The organism is Fibrella aquatica, assembly GCF_041321135.1.
Taxonomy (GTDB): Bacteria; Bacteroidota; Bacteroidia; order Cytophagales; family Spirosomataceae; genus Fibrella; species Fibrella aquatica.
The window spans coordinates 80,938-105,327 of sequence record NZ_JBGGWF010000014.1 but is presented as its reverse complement, the minus strand read 5'-3'; the positions used below and the strand labels follow the sequence as shown (position 1 = coordinate 105,327).

Sequence of the window (24,390 nt, the reverse complement as noted above, 5' to 3'; positions counted from 1 at the left end):
TACAATACTTTTCTATCAAAAGAAATTGAACGATTACCGAAAGTCTCTCTAATGTACCTGCGCTAGCTTTGACTAGAAATCAACGCCCGGTTCGAGCGTTTTTACCGTCAAAGATGAGTCAGAAACAGCGCATTTTCTTTTGGTCGATCACGGCCGCCCTCGGAGGGTTTCTCTTCGGTTTCGATACCGCAGTTATTTCCGGCGTTGAACAGTCGCTGCAATCGCTTTGGCAACTGAGCGTGTGGGAACACGGGCTGACCGTTTCCATTGCCCTCATCGGCACGGTGATTGGCTCGATGACCGGCGGCATCCCGGCTGAGTCGATCGGTCGCAAGAAAACGCTGTTCTGGATTGCCGTGCTGTATTTGCTGGCCTCGCTTGGTACCGCGCTCGCTCCTAACTGGTCAATCTTTTTGATTTTCCGCTTTTTGGGCGGGCTGGGCGTAGGGGCTTCGTCGGTGGCCGCGCCTATGTACATCACCGAAATTTCGCCCCCTAAATCGCGGGGTCGGCTGGTGGGTATGTTCCAGTTCAATATTGTGCTGGGCATTCTGGTGGCCTACCTCTCCAATTACCTCCTGGCCGATGTGGGCACTGAGCCCTGGCGCTGGATGCTGGGTGTACAGGCCCTTCCGTCAGTGATTTTCCTGGCTACGGTACTCAAGATTCCGGAAAGCCCGCGCTGGTTGCTGCTGAAAAAGGGACAGGTAGAAGAGGCCCGGCAGATTCTGGACATGATCGATCCCGACACGGCGAAAGATACACTGCTGGCCATTCAGCGGAGCAATACGGAGTTGTCGGCTTCGGCCCGGCTCTTTTCGGGAAACTACAAAACGCCCGTGATGCTGGCTGTGCTGTTTGCCGTGTTCAATCAGGTATCGGGTATCAACGCCATCATTTATTACGCCCCGCGCATTTTTGAGATGACAGGCCTCGGCAAAAGCTCGTCGCTACTGTCGTCGGCGGGTATCGGCCTGATCAACCTGATTTTTACCCTGATTTCCATGAACCTGATCGACCGCTACGGTCGGCGGACCCTGATGAAAATTGGCTCGGTCGGGCTAATCGTTACGCTGGGTCTGGTGGCACGGGCGTTCTACACCGAAGATTTCAGTGGCATGACCGTACCGTTCCTGCTGTTCGGCTACATCGCCTTCTTTGGTTTCTCGCAAGGGGCCGTTATCTGGGTGTTCATCTCCGAAATTTTTCCGAACGAAGTAAGGGCGAGTGGTCAGGCGCTGGGCAGTTTCACACACTGGATCATGGCAGCCATCATCACGTTTACATTCCCGTACCTCTCTGAAAAAGTGGGTGGCGGCAACACCTTCCTGTTTTTCACGGTCATGATGGTGCTGCAACTGATTTTCGTCTTGCGCATTATGCCCGAAACCAAGGGCACTAGTCTGGAAAAAATTGAACGTACCGTCTTCGCGCACTAATCATGAAAAAGATAACCTGTTTTGGCGAAATCTTGTGGGACGTGCTGCCTGCCAGCAAACAGCCCGGTGGTGCACCCATGAACGTAGCGGCAGACCTTCGCAACTTCGGCGTGGATGCTCAGCTGATCAGTAGCGTAGGCGACGACGAACTGGGGCGTGAACTGTTGCAATTTCTGAAGCAGAAAAACATGCCGACAGATCTGATTCAGGTAAGCGATACGTACCCAACAGGCGTTGCACAGGCCAATATATCCGACAGTAACGATGTGACGTACACCATTGTACAGCCCGTTGCCTGGGATTATATTCAGCTCACGTCGGCCATGATGGAGACGGTGCAGCAAAGCGATCTGTTCGTTTATGGCAGCCTGGCCGCGCGTAGTTCACGTACCTACGAAACGCTCAGAGCCCTGCTCGACGTAGCCCCTCGTAAGGTATTCGACGTGAACCTTCGCGCCCCGCATTATGACCGCGCCACGGTCGATGAGCTGCTGTATCAGGCTGACATCGCCAAGCTGAACGAACACGAAATTCTGGAACTGTCAGACTGGTTCAGCCACGACCTTGACCTGAAACGGGCTATGCGGCAGCTGCGCGACCGGTTCAACCTCGAAGCCCTGTGTGTGACCCTGGGCGACGACGGAGCCATTATTCTGGATGAGTCTGGTTTTACCCGGCAGGAAGGGCTCCCCGTCGAGGTAGAAGATACCATCGGATGTGGTGATGCATTTCTGGCGGCTTATCTCCATAAAACGATGCAAGGCGAAACCTCGCAAAAGACACTGGCCTTTGCCTGTGCAGCCGGCGCCTACGTAGCCACACAACAAGGTGCAACGCCTGCTTTCACGGAACAAACTATTCTTGATCAATACGCGATGGCTACCACAGCCTGACAAAACCTTCAGTTGTTTTTTTATTAGTAACCTATGATGCAGTAGTTGGAAGAGTAAGAACGTGGGCTTTTATAGTCCACGTTTCTTTTTTGATACAGCATTACCCCCAAAACGCACTATGAAAAACATACTCATTATCAGTAGCTTACTGACCATAATTAGCATCAATTCGATGGCACAGGGCAAAGAGCCGCACCGGCCGCAGTTTCATTTTTCGCCTAAGGCACACTGGATGAACGACCCTAACGGGATGGTGTACCTCAACGGAACGTATCACCTGTTTTTCCAGTATTACCCCGACGCTACCGTGTGGGGACCCATGCACTGGGGTCATGCTACCAGCAAAGACATGGTCAGCTGGCAGGAACAACCCATTGCCCTCTACCCCGATAGCCTCGGCTGGATTTTCTCGGGAAGCGCCGTTGTCGACGTGAATAACACGAGTGGTTTTGGCAAAAACGGTAAGGCTCCGCTGGTGGCCATTTTCACCCACCACAACGACAAACTGGAAAAAGCCAAGTCCAGCAAATTTCAGTATCAGAGCCTGGCGTATAGCCTCAACGAAGGAAAAACCTGGACGAAGTACGACGGTAACCCGGTACTGCCCAATCCTGGCATTACCGACTTCCGCGATCCGAAAGTGCGGTGGTTTGAGCCCCAGAAAAAGTGGATCATGACCCTGGCCACCAAAGACCGGATTACCTTTTATTCGTCGCCGAACCTGAAAAACTGGACCCGCGAAAGTGAATTTGGTAACGACCTAGGCGCACATGGCGGCGTGTGGGAATGCCCGGATTTACTGCCGATGAACCACAACGGCAAAACGGCCTGGGTGCTGCTGGTCAGCATCAACCCCGGCGGACCAAACGGAGGGTCGGCCACGCAGTATTTTGTGGGTGATTTCGATGGAAAAACCTTCAAACCGTATTCCACCCAAACAAAATGGATGGATTTTGGCACCGACAACTACGCGGGTGTTACCTTCTCGAACACCGGTAACCGGACCATTCTGATGGGCTGGATGAGCAACTGGCAATACGCCCGCGACGTACCTACCGACCCCTGGCGCAGCGCCATCACCGTTCCGCGCGAACTGGGTCTGAGGGAAGTTGACAAGGAATTGTATCTAACATCGACGCCGGTAAAAGAGTTGGACAAGCTAAACGGCAAAACCACCACGCTGAGCAACGTATCTGTGAAAGGCACCTTCGATCTGACCGCCAAAACAGGTAAAGCAGAACTGGCTAAACTCGTGCTAACAGCTCCGGCAGCCAACGATTTCAGCGTTGTGCTTGCCAACGAACAGGGCGACGAACTGGTAGTCGGTTACGAAAAAAGCACCAACTCCTACTACATCGACCGGTCGAAGGCGGGGAAGACGGATTTTGAGAAAGGCTTTGGTAAACGCCACACAGCGCCCCGCTTTGCCACGGATAATAGCCTGTCAATTAACTTGTTGATTGATGTGGCTTCCGTTGAACTCTTTGCCGATGGTGGCCTGACCGTGATGACGGATATTTTCTTCCCCAACCAGCCATTGAACAAGCTGTTTATCAAATCAGCAACGGGCATTTCGGTTTCCAAATTGACCTTCACTAAGCTGATGGCGGCAGGGAAGTAACGATGTGCATAATTATTGCTGTTCAGCATTTGCAATGCTGAACTTGCTAACCGCGCGTTTGTAACGCGCAGTGCTTTGCTACCGACAAAAGATGAGGCCTTGTAATGCGCGTTACAAACGCGCGGTTATTGAGTTCAGCATTTGCAATGCTGAACAGCACCCGCTTAGCCATTAGATTCATCACCTGCCCTTGCTTTGAGGTACGTACGCCAAACCTTCCATACAATGACGCGCCTGTTCGTTGCCTTGCTTTGCCTGCTACCGGCCGTTTCGCTGATGGCCCAGCCGATTACATCTACCGTTTACGCCTGGAAAGACGCCCCCGTTGTAAAGAAGCCGGGCACCGAACAGCGTAAATTACTGGAAGGCAGCGCCACCGATTTCAAGCACATGGAAGTCCATACCACCACGCTGGCGGCAAATCAGGCACCGCATCCGGCCCATAAACACGATGATGAAGAGTTAATCATTATCAAAGACGGTGAACTGACGGTAACCATTGCGGGCAAGACCGCCACACTTGGACCAAACAGCGTTGCCCTGATTATGCCCGGCGATGAACATGGCTTCGAGAACAAAGGCAACGTACCGGCCACTTACTACGTAATGCGCTACGAATCGAAAGAGCCGGTTGATCTGGCGCGGGGACAAAAGGCGGGCGGCTCACTGATGATCGACTGGAAAGAAGTGCCTTTTCAACCCCACGACAAAGGCGGTGTGCGGCGGATGTTTGACCGGGCCACGGCCATGACCAAACGGTTTGAAATGCATGTAACCACCTTAAAAAGTGGCCTGAACAGCCACCCGCCGCATACGCACCGCGCCGCCGAAATGCTGATCATGGTCAACAACTCGGCCGAATCGAGCGTCGATGGTAAGCTGATTTCTAATACAACGGGTGACCTGACGTACCTAGAATCGAACGTACCGCATAACATCACCAACAACGGCCAGAAACCCTGCACTTACTTTGCCTTCCAGTTCGAGTGATTCCTTCTCTTCGTTTTATGGCGCTACGCACGAACCAACACCCGGCCAATACCGATATTCAGCTTTGGCAACACTTGAAAAGTGGCAACGAGTTGGCCTTCGGCAAACTGCTGACGAAATACTTCAACCCGTTGCAGAACTACGGAGTCAAGTTTGTGCAGGACGAAGACTTCGTGAAAGACTGCGTGCAGGAGGTTTTTATCGAGATATGGAATCGCCGCGACCGCATCAGTACGCCCGACAGTGTGCGGGCTTATCTGCTGAGTTGCGTTAGAAAACGGGTGATTCGCGAAGGGTACCGGCAACGAATTCTGAAAGATGACGAATTCGTCAATCTGGACAATGACGCCAGCTTCGTGGAGTTCTCGCCTGAGTGGTCGATGATTGAGCAGGAAAATCTGGCCGAAACAACCCACCGCATTGCCGATGCGCTGAACAAACTACCCAAACGGCAGCGCGAAGTTATTTACCTGCGTTTCTACCAGAACCTGGAACGCGACGAAATTGCGGCCATCATGGACGTTAACCCCCAATCGGTCTCGAATTTGCTACAGGTGGCTTTCAAAGCGTTTCGCGAACATTGGGGCGGCATGCTCTTGCTGACAGGCCTGATAAGTCGGCTCTTTTCAAATTTGTGATCAAAAACAAGTATGTAGGGGCTATTCCAGCCATCTATTAACAACCTGACATATAACGTACCATGTATCCCGATTACCAGAAATTCAGTGTTGAAGAGTTTGCCCGCGACGAGCAGTTTCGGCAGTGGGTGCTTCATCGGGATCCACAAAGCGAAGCATTTTGGTTACTGTTTCTGGATGCGCATCCCGAAACAGCCGGAAAAGTACAGTTGGCCCGGTCGTTTCTGTACGCGCTGGAGGAGAAAAATACCGACCTTCCTGTTGATGAACTCGCCTACCTGTCGTCGACCATTGTTCAGCAAACCAAACCCCAGGTACGTTCCCTGCTAACAACCCGCCGATTAGCCTTGATAGCAGCATCGCTCGCACTGGTTTTGGGCATTGGTTACGTGTGGCTAAACGCGCAAACCGATTCAACCACAGAGACCCGGCTGGCAGAGATCAGCCCGGTACTGACTAGCAACTACTACGAGGTGGAAAACACGCAGCAAAAACCGCAGCAGTTGACGCTTCAGGATAGTAGCGTGGTGACCTTGTATCCGGCTAGTCGGCTACGTTACCCCAAACAGTTTGCGGCCAGTCAACGCGAAGTATACCTCAGCGGAAAGGCCTTTTTCAATATCACTAAAAATCCAAAACATCCTTTCTGGGTACACGCCGACCGTATCTCAACGCAGGTACTGGGTACGTCGTTTATGGTAACTACCGAAGGGAAAAACGCTACGGTCAAGGTACATTCCGGGCGTGTGTCGGTCTATACGCGTAAAGACATGCGGCAGACGCGGCAATTACAGAAAAATGAGTCGGTTGGGGTAGTGCTGACAGCCAATCAGCAGGTAACCTTCAATGAAAAAGAAGACCGGCTGGTGAAATCTGTTGTTCAGCAACCGGTTATTCTTCGACCCGTTATAGCCAGCGAGTACATCTTTGACGAAGCGCCTATTGCTCAAGTATTTGACCAGCTCGAAAAGACATATGGTCTGGCGGTTACGTACGATTCACAAACGGTCAAAAACTGTTTTATCACAGCCAATCTGGCTGGGGAGGGGTTGTTCGAGAAGCTCAACTTGGTTTGCCTGATCTCCCATTCAACCTACGAAATCGTTGACGGTCAGATTATCATTCATAGCAACGGATGTGACAATAGATAGGTATATTTGGGTATAGCGGGATCATATTATCAACTATTTATAAAAATAATTACACGGTATACAGTATCTGTATAAAGTGCCCGCTATCCATGAGTAACTAACAAGTTAAACCTCATGGATAAACGCTATACTCTACCTCCGTCCCTGATCCGACTCATGAGACTATCGGTTTTTCAACTCCTGATCGCTAGTTTATTCGTGAGTACCACCATGGCTCACGTGGCAAACGGGCAGGAAGTGCTCGACCAGCAAGTGCTGATCAAAGCCAGTACCACCAGCCTGAAGAGCGCGCTGGCTCAACTGGAACGTACCACCAGCGTCCGGTTCATTTACAACCCCAAAGAGATTCAGGCCGAACAGCGCGTTAAACTGGCTTCGCGCTCAGGTACGTTGAAGAACTTATTGAGCGACCTGCTTACGCCACTGCGCATTGGTTATGAGCTGTCGGGCAAACAGATCGCGCTGTTCAAAAGCCCCGCCACCAGCACCACCGATGGCAACGGGCCAACCGCTGCTCAGCCGGAAACGAAAGTGGTAGCCGACCGGAGCCTTTCGGGCCGCATCACCGACGGAACCAACGGCGGCGGCTTACCCGGCGTCAGCGTATTGCTAAAAGGAACACGCCTCGGCACCGTGACCGATGGAGAAGGCAATTACCGCCTCACCATTCCGACCCAGTACGACAATGCGAGTGCTACACTCGTCCTATCATTTATCGGCTACACTACCCAGGAAGTGGTTGTTGGTAGCCGAAATACGGTCGACGTGGCGCTGGGTGTTGATAACAAGCAACTAAGCGAAGTGGTGGTGGTAGGTTACGGCACACAGTCGCGGAAGAACCTGACCAGCGCCGTGAGCACCATTAAGCCCGAAGAATTAAACCGGGGAGCCATCAGCGATGTGGGCCAGTTGTTGCAGGGTAAAGTACCCGGTCTGAACATTTCGGCCAGCGGTGACCCCAACGCACCAGCGGCCGTTATTTTGCGCGGCGCCTCGACCATCAACAGTTCGCAGGGGCCTTTCTACGTCATTGATGGCGTGCCCGGTGCCGACATTTCGATCATTGCGCCCGATGATATTGCCTCGATCGACGTACTGAAAGATGCCGCAGCAACGGCCATCTACGGAAACCGGGCTGCCAATGGCGTGATCATGGTGACCACCAAACGCGGCAAAAAAGGACAGGCGCAGATTACCTACAGTGGGTACGTTGGCATGGAAAAAGTATCCAGCAAACTGGCTATGATGGACGCTACACAACTCCGTGCTTTCCTGACAGCCAACGGCCAGTCCTTTTCTCCTGCCGACGATCTGGGTGCCAATACAGACTGGCAAGCGGCTGTTCAGCGCAGTACCGCCATGGCGCAGAACCACAACGTCTCGATCAGCGGCGGTACCGACCACAGCACCTACAGCGCCAGCATCAACTACCTCGACCGGCAGGGCATTTTGCAGGGCAGCTCGCTGAACCGGGTTATTGCCCGCCTCGCCGTCGAGCAGATGGCCTTCAACGACAAGGTGAAGTTTGGTGTCAACATCACCAACTCAAACAGCAACGCCAACAATACCCCCCTGCGCAATAACGTGCTGGAACAGATGGTGAACCACCTGCCCGTTTCGCCAGTCACCAACCCCGACGGGAGCTATTTCGAAAACTTTCAGAACACCGGCTATTTCAACCCGGTGGCGATGATCAACAATGCGAAAGACAACACGAAGTTCAACACACTGGTTGGTTCACTGTTTACGCAGGTGCAATTGCCGTTTGGCCTGTCGTACGATCTGAATTTGTCGTACCAGAACAACACTTCGTTGCATGGCGAATCGTATGGCAGTTCTTACTCGCAATACAACAGTGCCAACTTTTACAACAACCCCGACCCGCCCCTCGTACACAGTCTGCTGAACTTTGGCACCAACGGCTCGGCCCTGCGGAACACGTACCAGACCACCCGGAAGGTACTGGAGACGTTTTTAACCTGGAACAAAGAGTTTGGCGACCACTCGATCAACGCCGTGCTGGGTTACTCGTGGCAGGGTAACATCTCGGGCGATGGTTTTCAGACGTCGAGCACCAACTTCCCCGTCGACAATATCGGCTACAACAACTTTGCGCTGAGCAACCCATACGCCATTTCGGGGTATCGCATCAACTTCGGACCCGACGGCATTTACCAGGAAACGCGCCTGATCTCTGATTTTGCCCGATTGAACTACAATTACAAAAACAAGTACCTGATACAGGGGTCTATTCGTCGAGACGGTAGCTCGGTATTTGGTGAGAACAACCAGTGGGGGTATTTCCCGGCGGCGGGTGTAGCCTGGCGTATCGATCAGGAGGGGTTCATGCAGAACCAGAACCTGTTCAGCGACCTGAAATTCCGGGCGAGTTACGGCGTAACGGGTAACTCGTCGGGGTTCAATGCCTATACGGCGCAGTTTATCTCGGGAAGCCTGGGTACGTATTACTACAACGGCGTGCAAACGGCCGCTTATGGCCCAACGCAGGCCGCCAACCCCAACCTGCAATGGGAGAAAACCGCCACGGCCAACATCGGTCTTGACTTCAGCGTACTGAAAGGCAAACTGAGCGGCACGGTAGAAGTATACCAGAAGGAAACAACAGGTATGATTTATGCCTACCGCGTTAATCCGGCGCTGGTACCTACCGGCAGCATCATTGCCAACGGAGGTAACATGAGCAACAAAGGCATCGAGATCAGCCTGAATGCTACACCAGTTCAAACGGGTAAATTCAGCTGGTCGACGGGCCTTAACCTGGCGCATAACTCGAACAAAATCAACAGCTTAACCAACCCGCTCTTTGTAGGTGGCGACTCTGTCAGGATCACCCAGCCTGAAGGTGGAGGACAAACGGGCAGCACGTTACAAATTCTGAAAGCCGGTATGCCACTGGGGCAATTCTTCACGCTCGAATACGCTGGCAAGAACGACAAAGGGGTGTCGCAATATGTTGGCCGGAACGGTAACCTGACCACTACGCCTGTTATTGGGGCCGATTACCGATATCTGGGCAGCCCGCAACCTAAACTACTGGTTGGCTGGACAAACACCCTGCGCTACGGCAACCTCGATCTGAACGTGTTTTTCAGGGGTGTATTTGGCAACAAGATTTTCAACGCCACCCGCGCCGATCTATTCCGCCCCAGCACGGCTCAGTTCACCAATATTCTAGTTGATGTGGCCGACGAAAAAGCAACCGACGTTAACTCATTTAAATATTCAAGCCGCTTTATAGAAGACGGCAGCTACGTTCGCCTCGATAACGCCACGCTGGGCTACACGCTCAAAAACCTGAATCAGTACCTCAGAACGGTACGGATTTACACCTCCGTGAACAATGCGTTTGTCATCACCAACTACAAAGGAATTGACCCTGAGGTTAATCAGGGAGGGCTTGCGCCGGGCGTTGACTCCAACAACTTTTACCCCAAAACCCGGACGTTCCTGTTAGGTGTAAACGTGTCATTCTAAATCATTAGCCGAGCAAAACAATGAAAAAATTACTCTCCTTCGGCACGTTGCTGGTATCGCTTACGTACCTGCTTTCCGCCTGCCATGATGTTAATGTTCCCGTCAGCACGTCGTTGACGCCCGATATTTTTCCACAAAACACAACGCAGTTTATTCAGGCATCGGGGCCACCCTACGCCGCCCTCCGGGGTAATTTCTCCCTCGACTATTGGTTCATGCAGTCGTTGAGTACCGACGAATCTATTCTGCCCGCCCGGGGTGGCAACTGGTATGATAACCAGGGCTACCGAATGCTCCACTACCACGATTGGACCAAAGACCACGGTGCCACAAACAGCACCTGGAACTGGCTTTCGGTGGTTATCGGCACTACTAACCAGGCACTGTCGATTCTGAACACCACCATTCCCGCCTCGACACCCAGCAAGCCGACGAATCTGGCCGAGTTGAAGATGGTGCGGGCCCTGGCCTATTTCATGATGATGGATTTGTATGGCAACGTACCCATCGACACCACCTACGGCGACTTTACCCCCCGCACCAATACCCCCAGAGCGCAGGTGTTCTCGTTTATCGAGCGGGAAGTAAAAATGGCCTTACCCAATCTAAGCCGGGCGTCTGGTCAGGCTGTTTACGGGCGGGCCAACAAGTACACCGGTTTTGCCTTACTGGCTAAAATGTACCTCAACGCCGAGTATTACACCGGCACGCAGCGGTACAACGACGCCATTATTGCCTGCGACAGTGTGATCAATTCACGGCTGTATTCGATAGAACCCCGGTCAACGTACCTGCAAATGTTCTACCCGAACAACGGGCCACAGATGAAGGAATTCATTTTCGCTATTCCCTACGATCCATCGGCGGGTGCTATGCCAGGCACCAACGGCATGATGTACCACGCCCGGTACGACGTTCCCCGGTCAGCCAGAACTAAATATGGTCTGCCGTTTACCCCCAGCGCCCCGAAGAGTACGCTGCCCGAATACTACGCTTATTTCAACGATGCCGGCGACATTCGGAATGGTCAGTGGCTCAAAGGGTTACAATTCATGAATGACGGGGTCACACCATTGAGGGTAACAACGACCAAGAAAGGGTACGACCAAACCTACACGGGTGCCGACGGGGCCGCGCCATTCACTTATCAGGTCGACCTGACACCAACGATCATTCTCCGGCAAGATGTGGCTACCTACGACCTCGGTAACGATGAGATTGCCTGGAACATGGGGTATCGAAATATTAAATTCTTCCCCGATGCGACATCGACCTCACGAAACCAGAACAACGACGTGCCGGTGTTCCGCTATTCAGACATTATTCTGATGAAAGCGGAGGCTATTCTGCGCGGAGGAACTGCCACGCTGGGCCACACAGCGCTGTCGCTGATGAACCAGTTGCGCGTAAACCGCACCACGTCGCCCACCCTGACCAGCGTGAATCTGGAAGACATTTACGCAGAACGGTGTCGTGAATTCGCCTGGGAAACCTGGCACCGCAACGACATGATCCGGTTTGGTAAGTACGAAGGCAAATGGGGTTTCAAAACCGATGCCAGCGCCTACAGGCGTATCTTCCCGATTCCAACGGGTGCGTTTGTAGTGAACCCAGCCCTTGTTCAGAATCCGGGATATTAAGTTAATTGCATTTGCATAATTGCTGACGCCTGGCCCTTCGACAGGCTCAGGGTGACAATCCAACTCAAGTTCGTCATGAACATTTGGATGTGAATTGTCACCCTGAGCCTGTCGAAGGGCCAGGCGTCAGCAATATTTCCCCACCTTTCACCCTACTCAACATGCCCCAACTTTCCAGAGCACTCTTCCTCAAGCAATGTATCGCCTATGGCACCCTCGTTGGCCTGGCACCCTACGCAAGCATCGCCGCCCCGCTACCCATTGCAGACGATTTCTACAAGAAAATTGTCGACGCTAACGGAAAGGAAGTCGCTAAGTTGATACTGGCGTTGACACCGGAAATCACGGCCGTGAGGCGGCGACTGGGGTTCGATATGGCGAATCTGTCCGCTGCTTATTGCGAACCTACGTCGGTCTACTACCAGAAAAATACGCTGGTACCCTACATGGAGAAGATCGTTCGGGCTCTGCTTAAATCCCAGCATGAAGACGGTACACTCGATCTGGGCAACTTGTCGTCACCACCCGACACGGCTTTTATCATGGAGCCGCTCTGCGCCGGTGCCACCATCCTGAACACCAACAGCAACGATGCGCTGACCGGGGTGAAAAGCTTGCTGAAACAGTTTATCGTCAAGGCTGGCGAAGCCATGCGGACGGGCGGTATTCATACGCCCAATCACCGCTGGGTGGTGTCGGGGGCATTGGCAAAGATCAACGCCCTTTACCCAAACGCCGGGTACGTGAAACGTATTGACGAGTGGTTGTCAGAAGGTGTTTACTGCGACAGCGAAGGTAACTATCTGGAGCGGAGCATGATCTATTCGGAAGTGATCGACCGGTCGCTGATCACGATGGCCAGCCTGCTAAAACGGCCCAAACTGCTGGAACCCGTTCGCCGGAACCTGAACCTTGTTTATTACCATACCGAACCCAACGGCGACCTGGTGTCGACTGCGTCACGTCGGCAGGATCAGTACCAAACCATTAACCTGCTGAATCACCACTATTTTCAGGATTATACGTTCATGGCCATTCATGACAAAAACCCTGAATTTGCGGCCATAGCGGAGTTCATCAAGTCGATGCCGGGCTTTGACGAGCTGATTGGCAAAGATCTGCTGGCCTATTACCTCGAAGAGCCGATCTTCAAACAGGCGGTACCCAGCCCCAAAAGCCCGCCGGTGACGTATGAGCGTTTTTTCAAGGAAACGAATCTGGTCCGCATTCGTCGGAACGATACGACCACTACGCTGTTTGGCGGAACCGATTTTCCAATCGTGATTGCTTCGGGCAGGGCCAACAGTCCGAACATCTTCGCGTTCCGCAAAGGCAAAGCCATTCTGAATTACCTGCGCCTCTCGACCGATTTTTTCAGCACGGGCTACTTTCACAGTGAAGGCATCCGGAAAATCGGGAATAAATACGTGTTGCAACGCACCATCGAAGCGCCGTACTACCAGCCCCTGCCAGCCCAATACAAAAAACCCAACGGCGATTACAAGCACAGCCCCAGCACCGACGGTCGGTTCTGGAACAAGATGGATTTCGAGCATCGGCCGAAGAGCAACATCAATAAACTGACCGTTACCGTCAGCGTTGAAGAGGCGAACGGCTCGAATACGCTGGCTTTCAGCGTCACGGGCGTTACCGGCGTGCGGGTAGTAGTTGAACTTTGCTTCGGCGAAGGCGGGAAGCTAAAAGGTGTGAAAAAGCTGGACGGCGAACCAGAAAACTACGCGCTCGAGAGTGGCTCAGGTACGTATAGCATCGGAAGCGATTCAATCCAGTTCGGGCCGGGTACGTTCCAGCACACGAAGCTTACTGGCCTGGAAGGTGAATTGTACGGCACCCATTTCGGCACTCTCCGCACCCCAGGCCAGCATGTGTACCTGACCGGCCTGACGCCTTTCACGCACACGATCACGATCGGGTAACTATTGCTGTATTGCTTGCGCGAGGTAGGTGCTGACGTGTGAGAGCTTCGCGAAGCTCTTACACGTCAGTAACATTCCCAACGCACGTCAATCGTATCCAAAATTTGCGTTAGTTAGGGTTATGCGCCTTCCTATCGCCCTCCTCGCCTATTTTCTACTGCTCGATGGCTTAGTGCTGTCCACCTACGGCCAGGCACGAACAGACACGTACCTGACAAATCTGCTTAAAACAAACAAGAACCCCGTTTTTCGGCAAGTGATGCAACGACCCGATGAGTACCGGGTGCAGATCATTTATACGCAGATTAACCGGGATAAGGCCAATCGGCCGTCGTTTACCAACTACCATTTCCGGGTCGATAGCACCGAGTATTTCAACCCCGCCTCGACGGTGAAACTGCCGCTGGCGCTGCTATCGCTGGAGAAACTGAACAGCCTGAAAAACCCGCGTATCAATAAATTCACGTCGATGCAGTTCGACAGCGCGTATAGCAAGCAGACGAAAGAATGGACTGATAAAAGCGCGGAATCGGGCTTTCCGTCGGTGGCGCATCTCATCAAAAAAGCGTTTCTGGTTAGTGAAAATGACCCCTACAGCCGCATGTACGAGTTTGTGGGGCAACAGCAGATCAACCGCAGTTTACATGCCAAGGGCTACCCCGACACGCGGATTACACACCGCTTCGTGCGTATGAGTGCCGAGGAAAATCGCCATACCAACCCCGTTCGGTTCATCGACAAAGACGGCTCAACCATTTACGCCCAACCCGCCGCCTACAATACTGATCCGTTCGATTTTAGCCGTGTAGCCCGTCTCGGCAACGCCCACTACGCAGGGGACAGTCTGGTGAAACAACCGTTCGATTTCACCATGCGTAACAAGCTCCCGCTGGAATCGCTGCAACAGATCCTGCAATCGACTATGTTTCCAGAATCAGTACCTGAAAAGCAGCGGTTCAATCTTACCCCCGGCGATTATACGTTCCTGTACCAATACTTATCGCAAACGCCGGGCGAAACGAATTACCCCAAGTATGACCCGAAGGTGTACTACGACAGCTACGTCAAGTTCTTCTTCCGCGATACCCTGCACCCCATGCCCGATGGTGTTCGCGTGTTCAATAAAGTAGGGTGGGCCTATGGCTTCCTGACCGACGCGTCGTACGTAGCCGATTTCAAAAACAACGTCGAGTACATGCTCACCGCCGTGATCTATGTCAATAGCGACGGCATTCTGAACGACGATAAATACGACGACGAAACCATTGGCTGGCCATTCCTGTACCAGTTAGGCCAAACGATCTACCAGCACGAGCTACGCCGGAAACGTACCCACAAACCCGATCTATCGCGCTTCAAGGTCACCTACGAAAAGCGCGTTACCGATGAACGGCCAACAGTGAAAACGGTTGATAATTAGTGGCGTTTCGGCCCGCGAAGCTGGCGCGAGCATGTGCTCGTGCCTTTTATGTCGCAAGCAGTCGCTTGCTGCGCGAAAGCGCAATACGGTAAAAAATGAGAGAGAGCATGAGTATCCAGCTACAATTGCCCTGTCGGGCAGCAAGCAGATGCTTACCAGTTATAGGCACGAGCACATGCTCGCGCCAGCTTCGGGAGTCGAAGGGCACGTAGCGCGAAGTAATACACGGAAGCGCGAAGCCGACTAGCAGAAACCTACAACCTCTCTTTCCTTACCTACCAACCCGAAAACCCTGCACCCGCCCCCCATTCTGCCCAACCAGCACAAACTGCCCGGAAGCGCCTTGCGCTAGTACGACGGAGCGAATTTCGCCGTTTAGCACAAAACCGGTATCGTAGGGCGATGGAGCGGTGAATTGACCTTTATTATTGTACAAAACGAAGCCACTGCTGGCATCATAGCGTCCCTGATACGTACCTACACCGTAGAAATTACCGCCACCCAGCACGTCCAGATCACCGTCACCGTCGGCGTCGAAGGTGGTTAGAGCGAACACCTTTGAGACCTGCGCCAACAGGGGTAGCGAACGTACCTGAAATAACGGCGACTCGCCTTTTTCAGCCGTGTTTTCGAGGTACACCGAGGCAAACTGGTCTACGGTTCGCTCTTCGGCGTCGGCTAGCTCAGATGCGTTGAAGATGTCAGAAACAGCCTTTCCGGCGATGCTGGTGTAGGTTACGTAGCGCCGGTTGATAATGCCCGGCATCTGTTTACCCAATTCGTCTTTCGTGGCTACCGGAAACCAGTCGTCGGTGTTACCGGGGCGTTTGTAAGCCAGAATCTGATCGGTGGTTTGGTTGCCGTCGAGGTCTTTCACCCACATGTGCAGTTGCCCGTCAGGCCCTTTTCGGAACTTGGTGTTCAGACCCAGGTTACCCGCCATCAGGTCAATATCGCCGTCTTTGTCGAAATCGGCGGCGGCAAGGCATTGCCAGAAACCACTCATGGGTACGTCGCCAAACGGTTTTTCAACTTCGGTCAGCTTGCCTTTTTGGTTCAGGAATAACCGCGGGGCCATCCAATCGCCGGTTACCACCAGATCGGGCTGACGGTCGTTGTTGAAATCGGCCCAAACGGCATCGGTGATCATGCCCGCCAAACGAAGACCGGGCGCGCGCTGTTCGGTTTCGATAGAGAAACGGCCCTTTCCGTTATTGATCAGCAGGTACGAATCGGGCGTTTGGCCGTAGTGATTGGCCAATACGCGTCCACCGACAAACAGATCCAGATCACCGTCGGCGTCCAGATCAGCGGCGCGGACACAGCTTTTGTTGCCCGCCAAGGTTGGTAACCCCGTTGATCGGCTAAACTGTCCCCCATTGTTGATATACAATCGGTCGACGAGCGGCGGGTCGTTTTTCGAAAATTCATTCCCGCCCGACACCACGTATAAATCAAGGTCGCGGTCACCGTCGGCATCGAAAAAGAGCGCATCTACATCTTCCGATACCGAATCGGCCGCGATGGCGGGTTGAGGACTGGCCACAAACCGGCCCGATTGAGTTTGCAGCAGCAACGTACCTGGCTGATCGCGCGCACCACCGGCATAGACATCGTCGAGCCCGTCGCCGTTTACATCGCCCGCCGCCAGACGCGGCCCTTCCGTCGATACTTTGAACGGCATCAGCGACTCACGAGCAAAATCGAGGTAGCGCACGTTCTCCCGATGACGGTACGGAACAAGCGTAGAATCGGCCTCGACAAACTGTCGGGCTACGGTTGGTCGGGCAATAACGTACCTATGCCCGTCGAGTTTGGCGTCGGTCTGTTTCAGCGTCATTTGCTGATTTACAGGTACGTTGGTACGCACTTCCATCTGCTGATTTGGCCAGATCACAATCAGCGAATCGATCGTTTTGCGCGTGCCCAAACCAAAGTTCAGGCGGGGTTCTACCGACGATTGAAAACCGCGTGTGGGCATCAGTTGCTGCACTTGCACGCTATCACCGCCTGCGCCGTAACGCAAAATAACCCTCGCTCCTACCCCGGCGGTATTGCCTCCGTCACCCTGTAGCTGAACACTCAGGTACGTATGATCGGAAAAAAGCGTGTTTGTTTGATTCAGGTAGATACCGGCAGGCTCGTTCAGGTTGTTGGTAATCAGATCCAGATCGCCATCGTTATCCAGATCAGCGTAGGCGGCTCCACTGGCGCAGTTGGCTTTATCGAACCCCCAAACCAGCGATTTGTCCTGAAAGGCCAGACCTGGCGTGCCCCGATAGAGGTAGTTGTGCACCTTCCCTTCCGGCATAATACTGATCGCTTTTTGCAAGGCCTCGGCCGGGGTGCCACCTAACGCTCCGTTCATGGCAGCCTGTACCGAATCGTTCGACACATACTTCACGTAATCAAGGTCGTTAGGGCGGCGGATAATACCGTTAGCAATAAACAGATCGGTTTGTCCGTCGAGGTCATAATCAGCCAGCAACGGCGACCAGCTCCAATCGGTCGCGGCAATACCCGAGAGGGCACCAATTTCGGCAAACCGCTGGCCGTTCTGATTCAGTTGCAGGCAGTTCCGGCTGTACTGATTCATGTAGCCATAGGCCAGTTTATACGTGTAAATATCCAGCGGATCTTCACCTGCCGACGATTTTTCCACGGTTTCATCTTCCGGGTACATATCGAGCGTGACCAGATCGGTGAACCCGTCGTGGTTGATATCGGCGGCATCGCTTCCCATCGAAAAGCGACTGGTATGTCCCAACCGCTGCGGTGCCACGTTTACAAAACCCCCTTTCTGGTTGTTCAAATAGAGGTAATCGTCTTCGTGGAAATCGTTCGACACGTAGATATCTTCCCAGCCATCGTTGTTCATATCGGCCACGGCCACGCCAAGCCCGTAGCCCATCGGTGCCTGAAAAATACCCGCCTTCTCCGATACGTTGACGAACGGTTTGCCAGGCCCCTGGTTCTCGAATAGAAAATCACCTGCCAGCGAATCGGCCTGATTACGCGCCGTGACTTTGTCGTACGAGCGAACCGAATGCACCGCATGATTGAGCAAAAAGCAGTCGAGGTCGCCATCGTGGTCGTAGTCGAAGAAGGTAGCCTGCGTCGAGAAACCCGCGAAGGCCAATCCGTAGGCTTCGGCTGCTTCGGTAAACGTTGGAATACCGTCGGGGCCGGGTCCGTTGTTAATATAAAGTTCGTTGTGGCCTTTCGTAGACACCTGGTTATTCCCACCTTTTAAGCCGCTCACGGCACACACGTAGATATCAAGCAGGCCGTCACCGTTCACGTCGGCCATCGTCGTTCCGGTTTGCCAGTCTGCTTTTCCAGGTACGTTCGCTTTTGTGCTTATATTGTCAAAATGGGGCGACTCTCCTTTTTTAGTGCGGTTCAGATACAGCTTATTCGGCCCCTGATTCGAAACAAAGTACAAGTCGGTTAGGCCGTCGTTGTTGATGTCGCCCGCCGACACACCCGCGCCGTTATAGAAGTAGAGATAGTCGATAATGTTCAGTTGCGGCGTGTTGGTGAGGCGGTTCACGAACGTCACACCGGTTTTTGTCGAATCAAGCGTCTCGAATAGCCGTGGCTCATCCGGCGTGGTTTTACAACCCCAAATAGTGGCGAAGATGAGCAGGGAGAAAATGTATTGGGTACGTTTCAAGGAATTGATGGGTTGTTTATTAGCGCGTTTTCACCTCACCGCATCGGCGGACCGCCCCAGCCCCTCTCCTGAAAACAAGGAGAGGGGAGCCGCTTCGGCGTAGCTCTGCTCATTAGCGAAGCTGCTGTAGAGTAGCTCCCCTCTCCTTATTTCAAGGAGAGGGGCTGGGGCGGTCCGCCGATGCGGTGAGGTAACAGCGCAATGGCCCGTCGCACTCGCCGATCAGTATGAACGTTCCTACGCGTTTGATGTCGCGGATATCGCCGTTGACGAATAGGCCGGATTGGGTCATGGGGACGGTTTCAAACTGAAAATTACCCTTATTCCGCAACACCAGGCCGTGGTTCGCGTCGACTTTACCCAGCCGGAGGCGGAGTTTCGAGTTATTCCCCATCAGCACCAGGTCTTTCTTGTTATCATGGTCCAGATCGTCAGCCAGAATGGCGAAGACAGGGGCGTATTGCGCGGCGGGTGGCAGGCTGTGCGAAATGAACTCGCCATTCCGGTTTTCGAGTACCAGCGTTCGGGTTTCGTTGATGTCGAGTTTCTGCGCCCGTTCCAACACCGACGGGTCGAAGAACTGGTCGAGCGTGGCGGTTGAATACGAAGCGTAGGTCTGGAATGTTCGGCGGAGGCTTGTTACCTGATCGCCAATTTCGTCGCGGGTGTGGGCGGGATATGGTTTTCCCTGAATGTAATACGTCATGAAGCAGTCGAGCACGCCGTTCTGATCGAAATCTTCGTAGACCATCGAAGCTGGTTCGGCGGCCGTAGCCCGGAATTGGGTGTTCTGACCAATGTTGCCAACGATCAAATCGTCGTCGCCATCACCATCCAGATCAGCCTTTTCGATCCGGTTCCACCAACCTGCCAATGAGTGAATGGGCGAGTTAGTGAATGAGCGATTGTGCGCATTGATAAGCACCGTTACGGGCATCCATTCGCCTACGACAACCAGATCGGGCCAGCCGTCGCGGTCGACGTCGGTGGCAGTGGCATCGGTCACGAGGCCCAGCTTACCCAGCGATTTCGGCGTAAAATGCGCGCGACCGTCGTTGATCAGCAACATACTCTCTTCGGCCAGCGGAAAGCGGTTTGGCCGAACGTGACCACCAACGAACAGGTCGAGATCACCATCGCGGTCAACGTCGATTACTGTGACGCAGGAGCCGTTGATTTTATCGTCGGGCAGCGCGGCAGGCATCAGTTTACCGTTTTCGTTGAGCCAAAGCTGATCGGGCATTTCACTCAAATCACGGACGCTGTACCCGCCGTTCACCACAAACAGATCGGGTCGCTTATCGCCGTTAAAATCGGCCAGCACCGCATCAGCATTCTTGCGGGGGGAAGAGCCAGGGGCAAAGGGCTGTGGGCTCGGGGTAAAGCCAGAGCCATTGTTGACGAGCAACGTACCTGGCTTTTCGGGAGTGCCGCAGACGTATGCATCGGGCTGTCCATCGCCATTCACGTCGCCTACGGCCATGCGCGGCCCGGCATACGAATACTGCTGAGGCAACATCAACTGCCGCTCAAAATCATTGACCGGCGCGATGGTGTGGGCGTATGACCCCACCCCCAGCCCCTCCCCTGAAAACCAGGGGAGGGGAGCAATGCTCCGCAGTTTGGCTGAGGCGTCTCCCCTCCCCTGGTTTTCAGGGGAGGGGCTGGGGGTGGGGTCATACGCCCATACCACCGTTCGGTCGGCAGATACGCCAGGTACGTTGTCGGTTCGTCCGTCGGGCCAACGTACCTGGACGATTATAGCTTTTTCGGCGGCAGGTAGCCCAAACAGCAGGGCGTCATGACTGGCCGAGAGGTAGCCGCGCGTGGGGTAGTTCTCCTGTATCTGGGTTTGGTCAGCATTGTTGACCGTTACTGTGGCGCCAATGCCGAACGGGTTTCCGGTGGGGCCTTTCAGCTTTATTTTCAGAAAATGTCCTTCCTCCTGATCGCGTTGGGTGTTGCGGTAAATGCGGGCGGGCTCGTTCAGGTTGTTGGTGATCAAATCCAGATCGCCATCGTTGTCGAGGTCGGCGTAGGCGCAACCGTTCGAGCGGGTATTCTCGTCGAAACCCCACCCCTTCTGCCGGTTTTGAAACGCCACACTGTCGGGTTGGGGGCCGCTTGTATTTCGGAAGATGTAATTTTTGGTCGGCGTTGAAGGCATCTGCTTGAGTTGATCGAGCAGCGACGTGCCCCGCTGCATCTGCTCCTGATCGCTGAGGTACTTAGTGAAATCAGCGTTGGTCAGGTCGCGACCGAGACCGTTGCTAACGAACAGGTCTTTCCGACCGTCCAGATCGAAATCGGCCAGCAGCGCGCCCCAACTCCAGTCGGTAGCGGCTACACCCGCCAGTTGACCTACCTCGGCGAAATGACCCGAACCAGACGGCGTTTGCTGGTTGATCTGGAGCATATTTCGCATGTTCTGGTGCCAGAATCCGTTTTTCAACTGTGCCTGATACACCTGCCAGTTGTCGGGCCAGATCAGCAGTTTCTGCCGGGCATTGTCTTCAGGCAACATATCAAGCGTGAAAATATCGGTCAGCCCGTCGTTGTTCACATCGGCAATATCGACCCCCATCGCCGAGTACGACGTGTGCCCCATCCGCTCGCGCAGTTCATCGCGAAAGGCGGGGGACTGGGGGCGGGGTGAGGAGTGAGGAGTGAGGGATGAGGCTCCGCTTGATGTTACACCTCGCCCTTCACCCTTCACCCCTCGCCCTTCACCCTTCACCCCTCGCCCTTCACCCTTCACCCCTCGCCCTTCGCCCCTCACCCCTCGCCCTTCACCCCTCACCCCTCGCTGGTTGATATACAGGTAATCGTCTTCTACGAAGTCGTTGGCCACGTACACATCGGGCCAGCCATCGCCATTGGCATCAGTTACGGATATACCCAAGCCAAAACCCAGCGGATTTCCTTTGATGCCCTCCGCTTCCGACACATCGACAAAGTGACCGCCATCATTCCGAAATAGTTTATCACCCGCATTGTAATCACGTTCGGAACGCATGGTGGCGGCTTCCTTCCGCTGGTAGTTTTTCAGGTTGTGGTTGATCAGGAAGCAGTCGAGGTCACCGTCGAGATCGTAATCGAAGAAGTTGGCCTGCACCGAATAACCCGAATCGTCGAGGCCGTATTCAGCCGCTTTTTCGGTAAAGGTCGGTGTCTTTCCAGGTACGTTAGTGGTATTGATAAACAGCTGGTTGCGCCGTACCGAGTCGGGGCGCATGCCTGAATAGCAGACGTATATATCGAGCCAGCCATCCGCGTTGACGTCGGCCAGGGTAACGCCCGTTTTCCAGCCACCAGTTCGCCCTGTTACGCCTGCTTTTTCCGTAATATCCGTGAATTTTAACGGAGCGGCTGTTCCCGATTTTGCCGTATCGCCTTCGTTCAGAAACAGCTTGTTTGGTACCTGATTGCCCGTAAAATACAGGTCAACGCGGCCATCGTTATTCAGATCGCCAGCGGCCACACCGGCTCCGTTATAGAAGTACTCGAATGCCAGAATATTTTCCTGTTCGGTTTCCTGCAACACATTGGCAAACGACAGGCCCGTCTGCTCCGGGTCGGTTTTCTCGAACAGCGTGCCTCCATTCTGGCAGCTAGAACAGATGGCAACAAATAGTAGAAATACGGCGGGTTTCATAGGTACGTAAAGATACTAAGTGAAAGGTAGATATGTAGGGGCGGGCCCTCGTGCCCGCCCGCTCTCGGGCGCGGTAGCGACCGCTAAACACATGCATTACTTTACCTTTTCACAAGCAACGTACTTGACATGAAAAGCAAAAGAAGCCGCTACATGTTGCTGTAACGGCTTCTTTTACTATACAATGTTGCTTTCGCGAGGCGGGCAGCCACGATGGGCTGCCCCTACATATCAACCATATGGGTTAGTACCCTACATTCTGCCGCAGGTTCGGGTTGGTGTCGAGTGCCTGTTGCGGAATTGGGTACACGGCGCGGTAATCGGGCGTTACAGATGGCTTCTGATCGAAAGGCTGGGTGAAGGTGCCGAAGCGGATCATGTCGTTCCGGCGCCAGCCTTCCCAGTATAGTTCACGACCGCGCTCGGCCAGTAGGTTTTCGAGCGTCACCGTGCCCAGGGCAGCTACACCCCGCGTGGTACGAAGCTGGTTCACCAGACTGGCGGCTGTAGCGCCACTCGTAGCTGTCCCACCGCGCAAAATGGCTTCCGCTTTCATCAGCATCACATCGGCGTAGCGATAGAACACATAGTCATTACCCGGATTGTCGGGACGAACCGGATCGATCGGGTATTTGATAACCCGAATACCTTCTGCCTCGCCCGCATACAACAGGTTCAGTTGTGGCGTAAAATTCAGCGGGTTACCGGCCCGGTCTACTAACTGGCGGCCGTTTCTATCCGTTTGTACACCAGTCAGAAAACCAGCCCGAATACCCGTTGTGTCGGTCATACCGGGAATGGCCGCACTCCGGCGCTGATCGGTCGTTTCAAAGCTTTGGTAAAACGTAGCCAGCGTGGTGAACCCGTTCCAACCACCCCCAAATGGCTGGTTGTAGTGCATCGTCATCCGGTAGCGGTTCTGTACGCTACCCAGGGCAGCACCGCGTTCGTTCTGAATCACGAAGATCAGTTCGTTCGATAGCGTTGTGTTGTCCCAGTGAAAATTATCAAAGTACTGACCAGCCGGCTCCAGCGAGTAATTTCCGCTGGCGATAATGGCATCGCAGTTAGCAATAACCTGGTTCATGTCGGCCGCCGGGAACGTATAGGGACCAGCCGGCGTCTGCGGACTGGCGGTAAATACGGCCCGGTTCAGATACACTTTCGCCATCAGGAAACGAGCCGCATCGCGCGTGGCACGGCCCGGCGTTTTGGTAGCCGGGAGGTTGGCAATAGCGTAGGTCAGATCGTCGATGATAAATTGCGTGGCTTCTGTACGGCTCAATACGCGTGGGTTCGTATCGAAGCTGTCGGTTGCTTCCCGGAACGGAACCTGCCCGTATAGGTCTACAATGTTGAACATGAAGAACGCCCGCAGAAAACGCGCCTGTGCCTGCACCGACGTGTTGTTGGCCGTAGCCGCCGCCGCCGTTACCTCTGTAGTACGGAACAGACCGGTGTTCAGCTGATTCCAGGCAGCAATGATCTGGTTGTGGGTGGCATCCCAGGTGTGCTGGTGCAACCGCCGCCAGGTTCCGAAGTCATCCCAGTCAGTACCACGCGTTGGCCCCATCATCTCATCAGATGAGTGCTCTTCCATCGCATACGTATTCGCCTGGTCGGTCAGGGGGTTCAATTGCTGGTAAGCACCGTTGAGGAGTTGTTCCAGATTCGCCGAAGCGCCCCCGGTCTCAATGGTAGTGGGTCGGTCGAGCACACGGTCTTCCAGATTCGTGCAGCCAGCCGCGGCCACCAGTAAAGCACTGGCAGCCAAGAGCGAAAAGTTGATTTTTGTGTTCATTGAATTTAATGGCAGTAAACGACAACCGATTTTT

13 protein-coding genes are annotated in these 24,390 nt (G+C 53.8%); 10 read left to right on the top strand and 3 right to left on the bottom strand.

Features of this window, described 5'->3' with window-relative positions; all coding sequences use genetic code 11:
* Positions 1-113: 113 nt before the first annotated feature.
* The 10 genes from ACAW87_RS22885 (at position 114) to ACAW87_RS22840 (ending at position 15,224) form a co-directional block, all read left to right on the top strand.
* Positions 114-1,439 carry a sugar porter family MFS transporter gene (locus ACAW87_RS22885; RefSeq protein WP_370725978.1) on the top strand — a complete coding sequence of 442 codons (1,326 nt, stop codon included), beginning with the start codon at positions 114-116 and terminating at the stop codon, positions 1,437-1,439.
* On the top strand, positions 1,439-2,332 hold the full coding sequence (locus ACAW87_RS22880; protein ID WP_370726017.1) for a carbohydrate kinase family protein: 894 nt from the start codon (positions 1,439-1,441) through the stop codon (positions 2,330-2,332). Before ACAW87_RS22885 ends, ACAW87_RS22880 begins: the two co-directional genes overlap by 1 nt.
* A 118-nt stretch (positions 2,333-2,450) precedes the next feature.
* The gene (locus ACAW87_RS22875) at positions 2,451-3,953 is read left to right on the top strand and encodes a glycoside hydrolase family 32 protein (protein ID WP_370725977.1); all 1,503 of its coding nucleotides are present in this window, start codon (positions 2,451-2,453) and stop codon (positions 3,951-3,953) included.
* A 225-nt stretch (positions 3,954-4,178) separates the two neighbouring features.
* Positions 4,179-4,943, top strand: coding sequence for a cupin domain-containing protein (locus tag ACAW87_RS22870; RefSeq protein WP_370725976.1), 765 nt, complete (start codon positions 4,179-4,181; stop codon positions 4,941-4,943).
* 17 nt (positions 4,944-4,960) lie between these two features.
* Entirely contained in the window at positions 4,961-5,581 is a 621-nt protein-coding gene (locus tag ACAW87_RS22865; protein WP_370725975.1) for an RNA polymerase sigma factor, read from the top strand.
* A gap of 62 nt (positions 5,582-5,643) precedes the next feature.
* A complete protein-coding gene (locus ACAW87_RS22860) occupies positions 5,644-6,732 on the top strand; it encodes a FecR family protein (protein WP_370725974.1) in 1,089 nt (362 codons plus the stop codon).
* A gap of 156 nt (positions 6,733-6,888) precedes the next feature.
* The gene (locus tag ACAW87_RS22855) at positions 6,889-10,227 is read left to right on the top strand and encodes a SusC/RagA family TonB-linked outer membrane protein (RefSeq protein WP_370725973.1); all 3,339 of its coding nucleotides are present in this window, start codon (positions 6,889-6,891) and stop codon (positions 10,225-10,227) included.
* Between the two features lie 20 nt (positions 10,228-10,247).
* Positions 10,248-11,867, top strand: a complete 1,620-nt coding sequence (locus tag ACAW87_RS22850) for a RagB/SusD family nutrient uptake outer membrane protein (RefSeq protein ID WP_370725972.1) — start codon at positions 10,248-10,250, stop codon at positions 11,865-11,867.
* A 161-nt stretch (positions 11,868-12,028) separates the two neighbouring features.
* Positions 12,029-13,804, top strand: coding sequence for a hypothetical protein (locus ACAW87_RS22845; RefSeq protein ID WP_370725971.1), 1,776 nt, complete (start codon positions 12,029-12,031; stop codon positions 13,802-13,804).
* 121 nt (positions 13,805-13,925) lie between these two features.
* A complete protein-coding gene (locus ACAW87_RS22840; RefSeq protein WP_370725970.1) occupies positions 13,926-15,224 on the top strand; it encodes a serine hydrolase in 1,299 nt (432 codons plus the stop codon).
* A gap of 271 nt (positions 15,225-15,495) precedes the next feature.
* On the opposite strand, the gene ACAW87_RS22835 is transcribed toward ACAW87_RS22840, so the two are convergent.
* From ACAW87_RS22835 to ACAW87_RS22825, 3 genes are all read right to left on the bottom strand, one after another.
* Positions 15,496-18,900, bottom strand: a complete 3,405-nt coding sequence (locus ACAW87_RS22835) for a VCBS repeat-containing protein (RefSeq protein ID WP_370725969.1) — start codon at positions 18,898-18,900, stop codon at positions 15,496-15,498.
* Between the two features lie 151 nt (positions 18,901-19,051).
* Complete coding sequence (locus ACAW87_RS22830) at positions 19,052-22,555, bottom strand: VCBS repeat-containing protein (RefSeq protein WP_370725968.1); 3,504 nt, start codon at positions 22,553-22,555, stop codon at positions 19,052-19,054.
* A gap of 244 nt (positions 22,556-22,799) precedes the next feature.
* Positions 22,800-24,356 carry a RagB/SusD family nutrient uptake outer membrane protein gene (locus tag ACAW87_RS22825; RefSeq protein WP_370725967.1) on the bottom strand — a complete coding sequence of 519 codons (1,557 nt, stop codon included), beginning with the start codon at positions 24,354-24,356 and terminating at the stop codon, positions 22,800-22,802.
* Positions 24,357-24,390: the final 34 nt, after the last annotated feature.

What these genes read in the sequence shown, in the direction of transcription:
- ACAW87_RS22865 (WP_370725975.1), top strand. Translation starts at nt 4,961, where the DNA reads ATGGCGCTACGCACGAACCAACACCCGGCCAATACCGATATTCAGCTT.
- ACAW87_RS22875 (WP_370725977.1), top strand. Translation starts at nt 2,451, where the DNA reads ATGAAAAACATACTCATTATCAGTAGCTTACTGACCATAATTAGCATC.
- ACAW87_RS22825 (WP_370725967.1), bottom strand. Translation starts at nt 24,356, where the DNA reads ATGAACACAAAAATCAACTTTTCGCTCTTGGCTGCCAGTGCTTTACTG.
- ACAW87_RS22840 (WP_370725970.1), top strand. Translation starts at nt 13,926, where the DNA reads ATGCGCCTTCCTATCGCCCTCCTCGCCTATTTTCTACTGCTCGATGGC.
- ACAW87_RS22855 (WP_370725973.1), top strand. Translation starts at nt 6,889, where the DNA reads ATGAGACTATCGGTTTTTCAACTCCTGATCGCTAGTTTATTCGTGAGT.
- ACAW87_RS22885 (WP_370725978.1), top strand. Translation starts at nt 114, where the DNA reads ATGAGTCAGAAACAGCGCATTTTCTTTTGGTCGATCACGGCCGCCCTC.
- ACAW87_RS22870 (WP_370725976.1), top strand. Translation starts at nt 4,179, where the DNA reads ATGACGCGCCTGTTCGTTGCCTTGCTTTGCCTGCTACCGGCCGTTTCG.
- ACAW87_RS22845 (WP_370725971.1), top strand. Translation starts at nt 12,029, where the DNA reads ATGCCCCAACTTTCCAGAGCACTCTTCCTCAAGCAATGTATCGCCTAT.
- ACAW87_RS22850 (WP_370725972.1), top strand. Translation starts at nt 10,248, where the DNA reads ATGAAAAAATTACTCTCCTTCGGCACGTTGCTGGTATCGCTTACGTAC.
- ACAW87_RS22830 (WP_370725968.1), bottom strand. Translation starts at nt 22,555, where the DNA reads ATGAAACCCGCCGTATTTCTACTATTTGTTGCCATCTGTTCTAGCTGC.
- ACAW87_RS22860 (WP_370725974.1), top strand. Translation starts at nt 5,644, where the DNA reads ATGTATCCCGATTACCAGAAATTCAGTGTTGAAGAGTTTGCCCGCGAC.